This is a genomic window from Gordonia sp. DT219 (genome assembly GCF_049847065.1).
Lineage (GTDB): Bacteria > Actinomycetota > Actinomycetes > Mycobacteriales > Mycobacteriaceae > Gordonia.
Window position 1 is genome coordinate 33,479 of record NZ_JBNCNR010000003.1, and the last position, 15,353, is coordinate 48,831.

15 protein-coding genes and 1 pseudogene are annotated in these 15,353 nt (G+C 66.0%); 6 read left to right on the plus strand and 10 right to left on the minus strand.

The genetic code is table 11. The annotated features are described in order from the left end of the window. Positions 1-195: 195 nt before the first annotated feature. The 6 genes from ACPXB3_RS05855 to ACPXB3_RS05880 all read right to left on the minus strand — a co-directional run bounded on the left by ACPXB3_RS05855 (position 196) and on the right by ACPXB3_RS05880 (position 4,151). Complete coding sequence (locus ACPXB3_RS05855) at positions 196-1,440, minus strand: winged helix-turn-helix domain-containing protein (RefSeq protein WP_425726974.1); 1,245 nt, start codon at positions 1,438-1,440, stop codon at positions 196-198. Beyond that, the gene (locus ACPXB3_RS05860; RefSeq protein ID WP_425726976.1) at positions 1,437-1,712 is read right to left on the minus strand and encodes a DUF2742 domain-containing protein; all 276 of its coding nucleotides are present in this window, start codon (positions 1,710-1,712) and stop codon (positions 1,437-1,439) included. Before ACPXB3_RS05860 ends, ACPXB3_RS05855 begins: the two co-directional genes overlap by 4 nt. Continuing rightward, positions 1,709-1,897, minus strand: a complete 189-nt coding sequence (locus ACPXB3_RS05865; RefSeq protein ID WP_425726978.1) for a DUF6011 domain-containing protein — start codon at positions 1,895-1,897, stop codon at positions 1,709-1,711. Before ACPXB3_RS05865 ends, ACPXB3_RS05860 begins: the two co-directional genes overlap by 4 nt. A 56-nt stretch (positions 1,898-1,953) precedes the next feature. Beyond that, positions 1,954-2,235, minus strand: coding sequence for a hypothetical protein (locus ACPXB3_RS05870; protein WP_425726980.1), 282 nt, complete (start codon positions 2,233-2,235; stop codon positions 1,954-1,956). Between the two features lie 126 nt (positions 2,236-2,361). Next, positions 2,362-2,718: a hypothetical protein gene (locus ACPXB3_RS05875; protein ID WP_425726982.1), complete on the minus strand. Its 357-nt coding sequence runs from the start codon at positions 2,716-2,718 to the stop codon at positions 2,362-2,364. Continuing rightward, positions 2,715-4,151 (minus strand): recombinase family protein, encoded by a 1,437-nt coding sequence (locus tag ACPXB3_RS05880; RefSeq protein ID WP_425726984.1) that lies wholly within the window; start codon positions 4,149-4,151, stop codon positions 2,715-2,717. The genes ACPXB3_RS05875 and ACPXB3_RS05880 overlap by 4 nt, the downstream gene beginning before the upstream one ends. A gap of 12 nt (positions 4,152-4,163) precedes the next feature. Here ACPXB3_RS05880 and ACPXB3_RS05885 point away from each other — a divergent pair. The 4 genes and pseudogenes from ACPXB3_RS05885 to ACPXB3_RS05900 all read left to right on the plus strand — a co-directional run. Next, positions 4,164-4,352 (plus strand): annotated as a pseudogene (locus ACPXB3_RS05885) (MBL fold metallo-hydrolase); the annotation flags it as partial. A 144-nt stretch (positions 4,353-4,496) separates the two neighbouring features. Continuing rightward, positions 4,497-5,417: a DoxX family membrane protein gene (locus ACPXB3_RS05890; protein ID WP_425706652.1), complete on the plus strand. Its 921-nt coding sequence runs from the start codon at positions 4,497-4,499 to the stop codon at positions 5,415-5,417. A 110-nt stretch (positions 5,418-5,527) separates the two neighbouring features. Beyond that, positions 5,528-6,148 carry a hypothetical protein gene (locus ACPXB3_RS05895; RefSeq protein WP_425706653.1) on the plus strand — a complete coding sequence of 207 codons (621 nt, stop codon included), beginning with the start codon at positions 5,528-5,530 and terminating at the stop codon, positions 6,146-6,148. Then, complete coding sequence (locus ACPXB3_RS05900) at positions 6,145-8,439, plus strand: HelD family protein (protein WP_425726986.1); 2,295 nt, start codon at positions 6,145-6,147, stop codon at positions 8,437-8,439. The genes ACPXB3_RS05895 and ACPXB3_RS05900 overlap by 4 nt, the downstream gene beginning before the upstream one ends. A gap of 86 nt (positions 8,440-8,525) precedes the next feature. On the opposite strand, the gene ACPXB3_RS05905 is transcribed toward ACPXB3_RS05900, so the two are convergent. Continuing rightward, positions 8,526-8,969, minus strand: a complete 444-nt coding sequence (locus tag ACPXB3_RS05905; protein WP_425706655.1) for a universal stress protein — start codon at positions 8,967-8,969, stop codon at positions 8,526-8,528. Between the two features lie 124 nt (positions 8,970-9,093). Beyond that, positions 9,094-11,256, minus strand: coding sequence for an excinuclease ABC subunit UvrB (gene uvrB / locus ACPXB3_RS05910; protein ID WP_425726988.1), 2,163 nt, complete (start codon positions 11,254-11,256; stop codon positions 9,094-9,096). 101 nt (positions 11,257-11,357) lie between these two features. Here uvrB and ACPXB3_RS05915 point away from each other — a divergent pair, with 101 nt between their 5' ends. Then, a complete protein-coding gene (locus ACPXB3_RS05915; RefSeq protein WP_425706657.1) occupies positions 11,358-11,891 on the plus strand; it encodes a DUF402 domain-containing protein in 534 nt (177 codons plus the stop codon). A 12-nt stretch (positions 11,892-11,903) separates the two neighbouring features. Here the strand turns inward: ACPXB3_RS05915 and coaE are convergent, their stop codons facing one another. Both coaE and rpsA read right to left on the minus strand, forming a co-directional pair. Further along, positions 11,904-12,794, minus strand: coding sequence for a dephospho-CoA kinase (gene coaE, locus ACPXB3_RS05920; RefSeq protein ID WP_425726990.1), 891 nt, complete (start codon positions 12,792-12,794; stop codon positions 11,904-11,906). Between the two features lie 132 nt (positions 12,795-12,926). Next, on the minus strand, positions 12,927-14,417 hold the full coding sequence (rpsA, locus tag ACPXB3_RS05925; RefSeq protein ID WP_425726991.1) for a 30S ribosomal protein S1: 1,491 nt from the start codon (positions 14,415-14,417) through the stop codon (positions 12,927-12,929). Positions 14,418-14,790: 373 nt separating this feature from the next. Between rpsA and ACPXB3_RS05930 the strand changes: the two genes are divergently transcribed. Further along, entirely contained in the window at positions 14,791-15,351 is a 561-nt protein-coding gene (locus ACPXB3_RS05930; RefSeq protein ID WP_425726992.1) for a 2'-5' RNA ligase family protein, read from the plus strand. Positions 15,352-15,353: the final 2 nt, after the last annotated feature.

Here is a 15,353-nt window from a genome sequence, read left to right on the forward strand (position 1 = left end):
TGAGGAAGTTGAATGGCCGGCGGATTCGTGCCCTCTGGGGCGAGCGCGGCGGCCAGGCGATCGGAATGCACGAGAGGTGCTGTTGGTGTTCGATGTCGACGGGGAAGGTCATCGCGAAGCGGCACACACCGCACAGAGGTGGCGGGGGCGGCGGGTCGGACTTGTGCCAGATATGTAAGGAGGGGCGTGTACGAGTCACCTGGAATCGCCTCTCTCTCTAGTAGTCCTACGCGTAGGTACTAACTTTTCTGGCACAAGTAGGGCTGTTGGATCGATGTCGTCGGCGAGCGAGTAGCGCCAGACGGTGCGCATCTCGCTCAGCGATTCTTCGTCGCAAGTGAGGACACCAAGCATGTGTAGGGCCTGGAGTTGGCGATCCACGGTGTTGCGCGGCTTGTCGAGCCGCTTCCGCACCTCCGTCGTCGAAGCGCCGGGGTTCACCGCGAGGTCATCGACGATGGCCAGGCGTAGCGGCGGCATCGAGTCGCGAGCGCACCGCACTGCGAGCCGTAGGGCGTGGTCGCGGTCCATGCCCAGCGCGACAGCGCCGCGCATCACCTGGGCGAGTTGCTTGGCAAAGCGGGTCGGCATCTCCGGCGCGTGTGCGTCGATCACGTCGCCGCGGTAGTCGAACTCGACGCCGGTGCGAGCAAGGGTCACCAGGTCGGCGGCGGCGAGCAGTCGTTCGGACTCGTCCTCGGTGAGTGCCACCCCCACGAGTTGCTTCCGCAGCAGAGCGCCCACCACGTCGGAGAGATCCGCGCGCATAGCGGCTTCGTTGCCGGTGTTGGCAATCGCCTGACGACCGGCCTTCTGTCGGCCGGTCCGCGAGTCCATACGCACGAGCACGAACCGATCCCCCATCGAGGAAATCGCCGCGTGCGCCTTGTCCCATGCCGTAGTCACTGCACCGACGACGACGATGCGACCGTGCCAATCGAGCGTGCGGCCACCGTCAGAGCCGACGTTGCGCGACCAATGGCCGTCGTAGACCTCACGAAGCGCTGCCAGGACCTCGGAGCGCGCGTCCTTGTTCATCGACAGGATGGAGGTCACGTCCTTGATGACAAGCACACCGTGGCTGCCGATCTTGCGGAGCAGTCCGCCCGTCGCGTCCTTGGCGCGATCCTTCTGTGCGGTCGCCGACAGCAGCGCACCGGGCGAAGATACTGTCGATGTGACCATCGCCCCTGCACCGGCCAACGCCTGGGCCGTCTCGGTCTTGGCATTCCCGGAACCGGAGATCAGCAGCAACCAGAGCGGGTCTCCGTCGAGCTGTTCGACAGCGGCGGCCGCGAGCACGGCGTCGAGTGCGTCTGTGTCGTAGTCGTCGCCGAGCCAGTCGGTGAATGTCGCGTGTACTTCATCGAGAGTTGCTGTCGGATAAGGCAATCCGTCCTCGTCGAGATCGGGAGTGTCGTAGTAGTTGGGCACACTCACGCCGGCCTCCGTTCGATGAACATTCCCGACTTCCGAGCGGAATCCCGGTCGCGGACGCGCTTCGCAACTGCCGCCCAATCACGGGCCTCGGCAACGGCCAGCGCGGCCAACTTCACGGCGTCCCGTTCGTCCTGCGCGTCCTGGAGATCGCCGAACAGGGCGTCACGTACGCCGGCCGTGAGGAGCTCCAAGAACTCTGCACGCCCGATGTCCTCGGGCAGCGGGATGTCGGCGACCGCGTACCGCAGTGCGTTTGCTTCGGCGTAGTTCATCGCCCCACCGCCTTGCCCCGGCACTGCGGACCCACATGCGCGGCAACGGAATCGGCCTGGACCAACCAGTGCCCGCAGACGGTGCAGCGCACGGCGAGCCGATACCCGCGTTCGTGCGCCTCGGCGATGAACTTCGTTTCCTCGCGGTCGTCGGCATCTGCGTTAGACTGGCTGTAGTCGCGCATCCACTCGACTGCTGAGCCCCCGGTTCCCCCACCGGGGGTTTCTCTTTTCCTCGGCATCAGACATCGCCCCCGACTTGATTCGGGGAGGTGTCGGCGAGACCGAGGTCGGCGTGATCGGCCTGGGGCCTCGGGCCGACGCGGAGCAACGCGGCGATCCGTTCGCGTTGGGCATCGGTGAGCGGCGGCGCGTCGGCGAGAACCTTCTGCACATGATCGGCGAGCCGCTCGGCGCGCAGATCACGATGGGCGGCAATGAGTTCCGGGTCGTCAGCGGTGCGGGACCGGGAGAGCGCGGCGATTTTCGCGCGATGATGTGCAGCGGTGGCAGAGAGAGCCATTTTGGGCAGCTTTCATCCTGGGCCGCTTTGGGGGGGCCCTGGGGTAGCTGCCCGGTCAGGGTGAACGGGTGCCGGGAGCGCTCGTAACCGCTCCTCCGTGATTCCTACGCTAACACGGAATCGGAACTATCTGCCGATAGCACGGCGAAGTCCATCCACGTCGAACTCGGTCAGCCCTGCATCGGCGAGCCCGGCCAGCGCGGTATCGAGCACCGACGCGCTGACGACGAACCGGCCCACGAAACACACCACATCGCCGTCCTCGATTACGCGAGGCCGTGGTGTATGCCCTTGCGGCACATCCCCTCTCACGGTTTCCGCGAGCGCTCGTGCGCCGCCCCGTAGCGGTGTGTGTGTCATGCTTTGCGCCTGCTCGTCGGATCGCGGAGCGGGCACCAGTCGCCACCCCGACTCAGCCTCGCGGAACTTGCAGAGTGTCGCGTGCCTGCGACCGCGCGCCTCGGTAACGGTGATGATCCTCATTCCGACCTCCACTCGATTCGTATGGTCTCGGGATCGAACCCCGGCCCCGGTCGGCCGCGGTCGACGATCACCCGCATCTGCAACGTCTCGACGATGGCACGGCGTTGCGCCACCGTCATCTCGTCCCAGCACGCGCGCGCCGTCGGACCGGCCAGCGGGCGCAGAGCATCGAGGTCGAGCGACACTACCGACGCGCTACGTTGCCGCTGGGCATCGTCGAGGTCGGGCTGTAGGCGTGCGGTGATCCTGCGCAGTTGCTCGGCGTTGATCGCGCCGTCGGCGAACGCGTCGGCCGCTTCGGCCATGCGGCGCGAGAGCTCGTCGACACGCTCAGCCCAGCGGCGAGCCTCGTCGTCGTCACCGAGCAGCCAGTCGAGCGCGTCAGGCATCGACAGCCGACCGATCACAACATCGCGCACGAGCTCGTCCACCGGTTGCTCGACGCGGCCGACGCACCCTTTGCCGTCGCACACGTAGATGTCGATCGGCCGCCCGTAGCGGCCCTGGCGGGTGACCGCGCGCAGCTTCTCACCACACACCCCGCACTCGCCGACCCCCCACGACAGCAGGTGCCGGCGCGCCCCCGGCCGCGCGGTGCCGTTTGTGCGGCGCTGGGACGCAGAAAGCAGCGCGACCACCTTGTCGTGCTTGGCGCGCTCGACGATGGCAGGCCAGCATCCTTCGAACCGTTCCTCGTCGGGCCGACCTCGGTGGTGGATACGTACTGCGACGTTGGCTTCACGTAGGGCCAGCTTCTTCACCGACGTCTTTCCCCATCGAGCCGAGTTCGGTGCCGGTTCACCGCGCGTGTTGAGCGCCTCGGTCACCCCTCGCAGCGACTCACCCGCGAGCAGCCGGTCGACGATCTCCCGCACCACCGCAGCCTCGTGCGGGTGCTCGGTCCACGTCGCCGCGGCCCCGGTGCCGTGCTTGTCCCACCCGTAGCCGAGGTTGCCTGACGGCCGACCAGCTCGAGCCCGCCGCGCAGCCGACGCGGTGACACGCTCGCTCTTGATCTCCGATTCCCACGTCGAGAGCGCGCCTTGGATGTCGACCCACGAGCGCCCGGCCGCGGTGCTCAGGTCGTAGTCGCCTCCCTGAGACTCGGACACGTTGACCCGTTGCGCGTGGAAGGCGTCGATGAACTCGGCACGCTCGACGCGGTTCCTCGTCATGCGGGTGAGGTGGTAGACGAGTACGCGGTCGACCTGGCCGTCGCGGGCAAGCCGCAGCACCTCCCGGTATCCGGGCCGGTCGGCACCCTTGAAGGCACTCACGTCGTTGTCGGAGCACTCGGCGACCACCTGATACCCGCGGCCGCGGGCGAAGGTTCGGGCGTGTTCGAGCTGGTCAGCCACGCCGACGGCCTTACCGCTCACGTCCTGGGAGATTCGCGCATAGATGGCGACTCGCTCACCCTCTGACCTATTCACGGTTTAGACCCTACCCTATTCCCGGGCGGCGTGGGTAAAACCTGGGAACCCGGCGATTTCGACACACTCATCGACGATGTCTCGACCAAGCTGTTCGGCCGCTATCCCGATTCCACGGTGGTCTATCCAGGCCATGGGAAGGACACCACACTCGGTGCCGAACGTCCCGCACTCCCCGACTGGCGCGAACGCGGTTGGTGATGCCCACCCGCATCACACCCTGACCCGGCGGCCATGACGGGTAACCTCGATAAGGCGCCGTATCGAGCAAGCTGATTCGAGAAACCGGGTCGGCCGCTTCGGCGCCGGCTCCGCAAGCAGACCGATCGAAGGGCAGTGTCACCTATGATTCTTCGCCGTATCGCACGTCCCATGCTCGCCACCATTTTCGTTGCGGCGGGGATCGACTCCGTACGCCATCCGACCGGCCGCGCCGAGATGGCCGGCGACTTCATCCACAGTTCCTTGGATGTGTTGCCGGACAACATCTCCGCCGCCGTACCGAACGACCCCGAGACCCTCGTCCGCGTGAACGGCGCCATCCAGGTGGGCGCGGGCCTCCTGCTGGCCACGGGCAAGTTCCCTCGACTCGCCGCGCTCACGCTCACCGGGTCACTGGTTCCGACCACCTTCGCCGGGCACCCGTTCTGGCAGGAAAGTGATCCGCTGAAGCGCGGCCTGCAGCGCAACCAGTTCTTCAAGAACGTCAGCCTGGCCGGCGGACTGCTCATCGCCGCCGCCGACACCGAGGGCAAACCGTCACTGGCGTGGCGCGGCAAGAAGACGGCCAATGCCGCGACCGCGGCGGTCACCGCAGCCTTGCCGATCGGCGCCAAGGCCGGCTCGTCGGCGTGGGATTCCTTCGTCGAGCACACACACGAAGGCGCCTCCCTGATCGGGGAGAAGTCCGAAGAGGCCGCCGAACGGATTCGTGACCGCGCACCCGAACTCGCCGACACCGCCCGCGAACGCTCCGTCGAATGGGCCGAGAAAGTCCGCGACCGCGCACCCGAACTCGCCGACACCGCCCGCGAGCGCTCCAGCCAATGGGCCGACAAGGTCCGCGACCGCGCACCCGAACTCGCCGACACCGCCCGCGAACGCTCCAGCCAATGGGCCGACCTGCTCAGCGATCGATCCGCCGAGGTCGCCGAGCGCATCGGCGACCGCGCGCCGGAGCTGGCCGATTCGGCGAAGTCCCTCGCCCGCAACGCGCAGGACAAGGCCGACGCCGGCCGACGCCGCTGGCGAAAGGCTGCGTCCTGACGCTGCCGGTCCGCCAACGAGTCGCCGGTGCCGACCGGCGATTCGAGCCACATCTCTATCCGTGGCATGAAACCACCGACGTCCCGGCATCGTCGCCGCAACCGCCGACGATGCCGGGATCGCCGATCGCCGGTGCCACACTGGTCGTCGGCATCGGCTCGAACGCCTCACCACATGTGTTGCAGCACAAGTTCATCGACGCGGGCCTCGAGGTCGACGATCTCGAACGACGACTCGTCGGCGTTCGAGTAGCCGGGCTCGGCGTCGCTCACTCCGCCCACGTCGCCCGACGTGGTTACATTCCGGCCGGTCCCTATCGACAACCCGGCGCGGAGTTGGCCACCACCGCCGCATGGCTCGAACCCGCACACCTGGCGGTCCTCGACGCCACCGAACCGAACTATCATCGAATGATCGTGAGCTCCACATTCCACCCTGTGCGCGTCGGCGGAACCCCGCATGCGTTCTCCGGCGCCTTCTGTCTATACGTCTCCCGGCACGGCGTGCTGGGAGACGGTCCGACCGCACTTGCGCCCTTCTCATCCCAGGAAGCCATCCTGCGCTGGCTCGGCGAACGAATTCGGCCTGCACTCCCGGCCGCTGCCGACGCCGCAGCCGCGTGCTGCGCTCTCGCCGATCCTGACGGGGGCCGCCGCCTATTCGATGGCATACATGCCGCAGGCCTGGCGCACGACGCACGGTTGGCCTACGCGCGGGTGGCGGTCCGATGAGTTCGTCCCCGGCGAGTACCCACGACCCCCGCAGTACCGAAGAGCAAGCGCACCTCGACCTCGTCTATGCCCGCCTGGACCGGATGCGCACCAACACCAGCCGTCGCCTCTCGGTGGCCCTTCGCGAATCGGGCGGCACCCCGCAGGCGCAGTCCGAGCGCGAGTCATACGAGCGCATGTACATCGACGACCTCTCCAAATATGATGCGGCCGAGCACAATCTGTACTTCGGCCGGTTGGATCTGGCCGACGGGGAGACACGGCGTATCGGTCGCATCGGCATCCTCGACGATGATGACGATGACTCCACGCTCCTGCTGGACTGGCGCGCACCGATGTCCCGGGCGTTCTATCTGGCCACCCCCGCCGCCCCCGAAGGGGTGGCGCGCCGCCGCCACATTCGCACACGCAACCGAGTGGTGGGGGCGGTCAACGATGAACTCCTCGCGGCCGATGAGGCATTGGTGGAAGACTTCGGTCACGGCGACGTCGTCAACGAATCGGCTCTGGTCGCCGCGCTGAACACCGCCCGAACGGGCGAGATGACCGACATCGTCGAGACGATCCAGCGCGAGCAGGACCTCATCATCCGCTCCACCCACCGCGGGGTGACGGTGATCCAGGGCGGACCGGGCACCGGCAAGACCGCGGTGGCCCTGCACCGCGCGGCGTACCTCCTCTACACACACCGCGAAATACTCTCGCGCAGCGGAATCCTGATCATCGGCCCCAACAACGACTTCCTGGATTACATCGGTCAGGTGTTGCCGTCTCTGGGCGAGTCCGGGGTCCTGCTCGCGACCATCGGGGAGTTGTTCCCAGGCGTCGATGCCCGCGCCGAGGAACCACGGACCACCCGAGAGGTCAAGGGCCGCCTCGCGATGCTCGACGTCCTCAAACGGGCGGTACGGGCCAGGCAGTCTCTGCCGCGCACACCCGTTCCGGTCGATTTCGAGGGCTATCGGGTCGAGATCGACAGCGAGCTGGTCAAGACCGCCCGTGGCAAGGCCCGCTCGTCCCGACGTGCCCACAACCAAGCCCAGTCGGTATTTCTGCGCAGCGCACTCGATGGGTTGGCGTCTCGGCACGCACGCACCATCGGATCGAGTCTGCTCGACGGATCTCAGCTGCTGAGTCCCGCAGACATCGCCGACATCCGTGCCGACATGTCGCGTGACGCCGGCATCCGGTCGGCGCTACTGGAGTTCTGGCCGACACTGACCCCGCAGGCGATGCTGCGGGATATCTTCGCCGACAAGGCAACCCTGCGCAAATGCACTCCGGGGTGGAACGACGACGACCGCGCTGCGCTACATCGCGCGCCGGCGGCGGCCGATACCGAGTTGGCTCCCGCCGATGTGCCCTTGCTCGACGAGCTCGCCGAACTGATCGGCTACGGCACTGCAGAGGCCGAGGCGCGCGAGAAGGAACAATGGCGACGACAACTCGCCGAGGCGCAGGACGCCTTGGATATCCTGACCGGCTCCGCCCCGCAGGATCTCGAGGACGAGCTCGATCCCGAGATCCTGATGGCCTACGACCTGATCGACGCCGAGCAACTCGCGGCACGTCAGACACAGACGACGCGCGCGACCACCGCGGAGCGCGCCTACGGCGATCGCACCTGGACCTTCGGCCATGTGATCGTCGACGAGGCGCAAGAACTGTCGGCGATGGCATGGCGAATGGTCATGCGTCGCATCCCGAATCGGTGGATGACGATCATCGGCGACACCGCACAGACCGGTGATCTGGCCGGCACCACGTCATGGGACGAGGTGCTGCATCCCTACGTCGCCAACCGCTGGCAACTGCGGGAACTGACGGTCAACTACCGGACGCCGGGCGAGATCATGATGTACGCAGCGCGGGTGCTCGAACGCGTGGATCCGGCCGCGTCGGCGCCGACGTCGTTGCGCAACAACGGCATCGAGCCCTTTGGTGTTCGTAGCGAACCGCGCGCATTGACCGCGGCCATCATCAGGGCCGCCACCGTTGCAGACCTGACGGGCCTGACCGGGATCGTCGTCCCGGACGCGGCGTATCCGATGATGCGGGAGGCACTTGCCGAACTCGACGAGCAGACTCGTCCCCGCCTGCACACGGTGACGACGTGCAAGGGTCTGGAGTTCGACACGACAGTGGTGGTGGAACCAGCCGAACTCATCGAGCAGTCAGCGCGCGGGTACAGCGATCTGTACGTGGCGTTGACCCGCAGCACCCAGCGACTCATCGTGGTGCACACACGCGACCTGCCCGACGAACTCGCGGACATCCCGACCCCGGATTGACGAATCATGAATTCCGGCAGGGCGCCCCGTACGGGACGTCCTGCCGGCTCCGTGATGACCTGTCAGCTCTGTGAAGAACCCGCAGTCTACGTCGTGTGGACGATCAGGACGTCCGAGGTGGACTTGCGGGCGGCGTCGGCGGGGACCGAACCCAGGAGCCGACCGGCGATCGAGTTGAGGCCCTTGTTCCCGACCACCAGGAGGTCGGCCTGCACATCGGCGACCAGCTGGAGAAGCGCATCCACCGGCGCTCCCTTGACCGCGCGCTGCACGACCTGCGTTGCCCCGGCCTTGGCGGCACGTTCCTTGGCGCGCCGCAGGATCTCCTCGGTGGGCGACGAGCCGGTGACCTGATAGGCCTCATCCTTCAGCACGTCGGCGACCTCACCCGACGAACGGTCATTCGGAAAATATGCGCACGCGATCACCAGTTTTGCCGCGTCACCGGCGATCGCCCCCGCACGATCCACCGCCGCCAGCGACGACTCCGAGCCGTCTGTTCCGACAACCACCGTGGTATATGCGCTCATTCGTACCTCCACTACGTGTCCGGCCCCGCACAGCGCGGGCACCACCATCCCCCACACTTTAGGGAGCCCTGAATGTGCAGATTAGTGTGCCGCAGGCGATTTGTCCCCCGATCGACCCGGCGCGTCACTTGATACCGGCAGCATCCATTCCTCGCAACTCCTTCTTCAGATCGGCGATCTCGTCGCGTAGCCGTCCCGCGAGTTCGAATTGGAGGTCACGCGCGGCAGCCATCATCTGGTCGGTCAGCTTCGAAACGAGATCTGCGAGTTCGGCTCTCGGCATCTCCGCGATGTCACGCTTCTCGATCACACCGGCGCTGACGGTCCTGCCGCCGGACACCTCGCCCTGCGCGCGCCGACCACGGCTCGCGCTGCGACCGGACCCGACGACCGCAGCCGAGGTGTCCTCGGCTTCCCGGTACACCTGATCGAGGATGTCGGCGATCTTCTTGCGCAATGGTTGCGGGTCGATGCCGCGTTCCTCGTTGTAGGCGACCTGCTTGGCGCGTCGGCGATCGGTCTCGTCGATGGCGTTGCGCATCGAGTCGGTGATCTTGTCGGCATACATGTGCACCTCACCGGACACATTGCGCGCCGCGCGGCCGATGGTCTGGATGAGCGACGTCGTGGAGCGCAGGAAGCCCTCCTTGTCGGCGTCGAGGATCGCGACCAACGACACCTCAGGCAGGTCGAGTCCCTCACGCAGCAGGTTGATTCCGACGAGGACGTCGTAGTCGCCCGAGCGGAGCTGACGGAGCAATTCGACGCGGCGCAGGGTATCGACCTCCGAATGCAGATACCGCACCCGGATGCCCAATTCGAGCAGGTAGTCGGTGAGATCCTCGGCCATCTTCTTGGTGAGCGTGGTGACCAGCACGCGTTCGTCGCGATCGGTGCGTTCGCGGATCTCATGCACCAGGTCGTCGATCTGACCCTTGGTGGGTTTCACCACGATTTGCGGGTCGACCAGTCCCGTCGGACGAATGACCTGTTCGACGAATTCCCCGTTGGACTGGCCGAGCTCGTACGGTCCCGGCGTCGCCGACAGGTAGACCGTCTGGCCGATCCGGCCGACGAACTCGTCCCAGGTGAGCGGCCGGTTGTCGACTGCGGACGGCAACCGGAAGCCGAACTCGACGAGGTTGCGTTTGCGGGACATGTCGCCCTCGTACATGCCACCGATCTGCGGCACCGTCACATGCGACTCGTCGATCACCATGAGGAAGTCCTCCGGGAAGTAATCGATGAGGGTGGCCGGCGCTGTCCCGGAACCGCGTCCGTCGATATGGCGCGAATAGTTCTCGATGCCCGAGCAGAACCCGACTTGTCGCATCATTTCCAGGTCGTAGGTGGTGCGCATCCGCAGCCGTTGGGCCTCGAGCAGTTTGCCCTTGCGTTCGAGTTCGGCGAGGCGCTCCTCGAGTTCGGATTCGATGCTCTTCATCGCCCGTTCCATCCGCTCCGGCCCCGCCACATAGTGGGTCGCGGGAAAGATTCGAAGCGAGTCAACCTGCCGCACAACGTCTCCGGTGAGCGGGTGCAGATAGTAGAGCGACTCGACCTCGTCGCCGAAGAACTCGATCCGCACCGCCAGTTCTTCGTAGGACGGAATGATCTCGACGGTGTCACCCCGGACCCGGAACGTGCCACGGGTGAATGCGGTGTCGTTGCGGGCGTATTGGACATCGACCAGCAGGCGCAGCAGGGCATCACGGTCGATCTCATCGCCCACGTTGAGTTCCACGGAGCGGTCCAGATAGGACTGCGGCGTTCCGAGACCGTAGATGCACGACACCGAGGCCACCACCACCACGTCGCGGCGGGAGAGCAGGCTCGACGTCGCCGAGTGGCGCAGCCGCTCGACGTCATCGTTGATCGAGGAATCCTTCTCGATGTAGGTGTCGGTCTGCGCGATGTACGCCTCGGGTTGGTAGTAGTCGTAGTACGAGACGAAGTACTCCACCGCGTTGTTCGGCAGCATCTCGCGCAACTCGTTGGCGAGCTGGGCGGCGAGTGTCTTGTTGGGAGCCATGACCAGCGTCGGACGCTGCAGACGTTCGATCAGCCAGGCCGTGGTCGCCGATTTACCGGTGCCGGTGGCGCCGAGCAGGACGATGTCCTTCTCCCCGGCACCGATCCGCTTCTCCAGATCGGCGATGGCGGCCGGTTGATCACCGGCCGGCTCGTACTCGCTGACCACCTCGAAGTGGCCCTCGGTGCGTTCGATCTCCCCGATCGGACGGTATTCAGAATGCGCGATCACCGGTCGCTCTGCTGCAAAAGCCATGACACCAGGGTAAACGCGCCCACCGACAACAATGTTCCGCAACGATTCGGGCCTCTGGTCGGGCGCGATCCCTCGTCGCCCCGAGCCGCTATGGTCTCCCCATGCCCGACGCCGCCCACCTGCATCCGCCCAAGCGTGAGACCTTCGACGTACCCGCGATGACCAACACCGACAACAAGGGCTTCGTGCGACCTGTCGAGCATTACGAGGTGACCGGCTTCGGGCTGTACATGTCACGCACCGCCGACCATCCGAGGTTCACTCACCTGGAGTCCTGGCTGCTGCCGGCGCTGGGGCTGCGCGCCAACATCTTCCACTACGTTGCCGGCTACCGACCCGGCCAGCGCCTCTATCTCGATGTCGGGCGCTTCGACGGTCCCGACGAGGCCGGCCGGTGGCATGCCGTCGACTGGTACCTGGACCTGGTCGACGTACAGGGCAGGACGTTGGAACTGATCGACGTCGACGAACTCTTCGCAGCGCACGGTTCGGGACTGCTCGGCGTCACCGAATGCATCGAGGCCGTGTCGATCGCCACGCGGGCGTTGACGGGAGCGGCCGAACACGGCAACGACGTGCAGGCCTGGCTCGACGAGGCGGTCGGTGGTCGGGTGGCATGGTCACCCGGACCGTGACACCGCGGCGACTCATGGACCGACCGATACCTCGACGGTGGCGGGGCGCCCCGGATCGGCCGAGGCGTACCGGTGTTCGCCGACTGGGGCGAATCCGCCCGGCGGCAGGGCTTCGGCGAGTGCCGCGGCCGCGTCGCGATCGCGGGCGGTGATTCGTATGGCACCTTCGGTGGCATCGACCGCGGTGGCATTCGCTCCCGCCAGTGCCCACAACCGGTTGGTCAGCCGCGTGTTCACGGTAGCCGGACTCGGCTCGGCGGCAATGAGTTCGGGGTCCGGGATGGCCGCGGTCCGGGTACGCACGTGGTGTTCGTAGGGCACCAGCCGTCGCTCCCAGAGCCGTGCCGACGCCGCGGCCAAGTCCGTTGGCTGTCCGGAGTTGTCGAGCCAGACGTCGGTCACAGCGCGGCGCTGCTCGTCCCCTGCTTGGGCCGCGATGCGGGCGCGTGCGTCCGCTTCCGGCATCCCGCGCAACTCGGTGAGCCTGCGCACGCGTTCTTCGGTATCGGCGTGGACCATCACCACGAGATGAAAGAACGGGGCCATGTTGGCCTCCACGAGCAGCGGGATGTCCTGGATGACGATCGCATCGTCGGGCGCGGCGTCGAGGAGTTCCTGAGTGCGCGCGCCGACCAGCGGGTGGGTGATGGAGTTCAATGTCCGGCGACTGTCGTCGTCGACGAAGGCCTTGGCCGCCAGGGCCGGCCGGTCCAGTGCTCCGTCGGCGGTCAGTATGTCTGTACCGAAGGCCGCCACGAGCCGAGTCAATCCCGGCGTTCCGGGTTCGACGACCTCGCGGGCGATGACGTCGGCGTCGATGTGGTGACCGCCCAGCTCGATGAAGGTTTTGGCCACCGTTGATTTTCCGGCGCCGATACCGCCGGTCAGTCCCACTCGGATCACGGACCCAGTGTGGCAAACACCTCCCCCGTCCCGGTTTTCGGGTCGAGTCGGCGGGGCGACGACAAACGGGACCCCTTCCGACTTCGGAAGGGGTCCCGCTGATCGATCTCAGATCAGGCGATCACACCGTGATCAGGCGTTGCCCGACAGCTTCTCGCGGAGCGCGGCGAGCTGCTCGTCGCTGGCCAGCGACCCACCACTCGACGACGGTGCAGAAGCGGACGAAGACGACGACGATGATGATGCAGAGCCGCTACGGCCCTCCGACGCCGACGAGTAGTCCGACGGGGCCTTCTCGGCCTCGGCTGCTGCGGCAGCGAACTTCTCGATCTGCGCGGTGTGCATCTTGTGACGACGCTCGGCCTCGGCGTAACGCGCCTCCCAGGCCTCACGCTGCTTCTCGAAGCCCTCGAGCCATTCGTTGGTGTCGGGATCGAAGCCCTCGGGGAAGATGTAGTTCCCCTGCTCGTCGTAGCTGTCGGCCATGCCGTACTTCGACGGGTCGAACTCCTCGGTGTAGTCCTCGTTGGCCTGCTTGAGGCTCAGCGAGATCCGGCGACGCTCCAGGTCGATGTCGATGACCTTGACCATCGCGTCATCGCCGACGGCGACAACCTGGTCGGGAACCTCGACGTGACGCTCGGCGAGCTCGGAGATGTGCACCAGGCCCTCGATGCCCTCGTCGACGCGGACGAATGCACCGAACGGCACCAGCTTGGTGACCTTGCCGGGAACGATCTGGCCGATTGCGTGGGTACGAGCGAACTGACGCCATGGGTCTTCCTGAGTTGCCTTGAGCGACAGCGACACACGCTCGCGGTCCAGATCGACGTCGAGCACCTCGACAGTGACCTCGTCACCGACGGTGACGACCTCGGACGGATGATCGATGTGCTTCCAGGACAACTCGGAGACGTGAACCAGACCGTCGACGCCGCCGAGATCGACGAACGCGCCGAAGTTGACGATCGAGGAGACGACGCCCTTGCGGACCTGACCCTTCTGCAGCTGGTGCAGGAATTCGCTGCGAACCTCCGACTGGGTCTGCTCCAGCCAGGCCCGACGCGAGAGCACGACGTTGTTGCGGTTCTTGTCCAGCTCGATGATCTTGGCTTCGATCTCCTTGCCGATGTACGGCTGCAGATCGCGCACGCGACGCATCTCCACCAGCGATGCCGGGAGGAAGCCACGCAGACCGATGTCAAGAATCAGGCCGCCCTTGACGACCTCGATGACGGTGCCCTTGACGGCCTCGTCCTTCTCCTTGAGCTCCTCGATCGTGCCCCAGGCACGCTCGTACTGCGCGCGCTTCTTGGACAGGATCAGCCGGCCTTCTTTGTCCTCCTTGGTGAGAACCAGCGCTTCGACCTCATCGCCGACGTTGACGACCTCATTGGGGTCGACGTCGTGCTTGATCGAGAGCTCACGCGACGGGATGACGCCTTCGGTCTTGTAACCGATATCGAGCAGAACCTCGTCGCGGTCGACTTTGACGATGGTGCCCTCGACGATGTCGCCATCGTTGAAGTACTTGATCGTGGAGTCGATGGCGGCGAGAAAGTCCTCAGCCGAGCCGATGTCGTTGACGGCTACTTGCGGCGAGGTGATGGTGGAGGACGGCATATTGGTGAGTTACTCCGGACAGATATGTAGTAGGTACAGTTCGTATTGCTGGGACAGCGGTGTCGGTACGCACCCGAATCCGTCAGGATCCGGGCCTGCGCTCTCCCACACCATCATCGATCGATGGCGTCCAGGTGAGGACATGCGCAACCGCGCGTGAATCGTGCGCACGCGCGTCGATCAGCCTACTCTAGCGGGATTGCGCTGGGCAAATACCATCCTGGACACCCTTCATGTTGGACACTTCGCAGAGATAGCCACATCGCGGCACAGCGAAACCCGACACCGACACCGTGAATCCCGACACAGTCAATCGGACACACCGCACACGTGCGCGGTGAGACCGCACATGTGGACAACAGGAGGTGCAACGATGGTGCACTCGATCGAATTCCTCCTCGATGACGCTGGTGATCAGCGGATACGCGCGCAATGGGCAGCGCTGGCCGAGGCCGGACTGCCGAGCCAGGCCCGGATCCACTCGGCGACCAACCGTCCGCATATCACGGCCATCGCGGCCGGAACCGTCTCCGCCGAGGTCGACGCCGCGCTCGCGACGGTCGGAATGCGGCTGCCGACTCCGGTGACGCTCGGCGCCGTGGTGATGTTCGGTCATGGTCCGCGGCGGGTGCTTGCGCGTCTGGTGGTGCCCACCGCTGAACTGCTTTCGGTCCGCGCGGCGATCGTGCGTCTCGGCGCCGAGCACACTGCCCGGGCTGACGGAAGCGCCTCGATGTTCGAGCACTCGCATCCGGGTTCGTGGACGGCACACATCACGCTCGCTCGGCGAGTGGAGGTCGACCAGATCGGACCGGCACTACAAGTGCTCGACGCCACACACCGTGAGAACGACAACGCCACTGCCGTCATCGCGTTGCGCCGCTGGGACGGCGACGCCGAAGTCGAGCACGTCGTCGCCGGCCGGAACTGCTGACG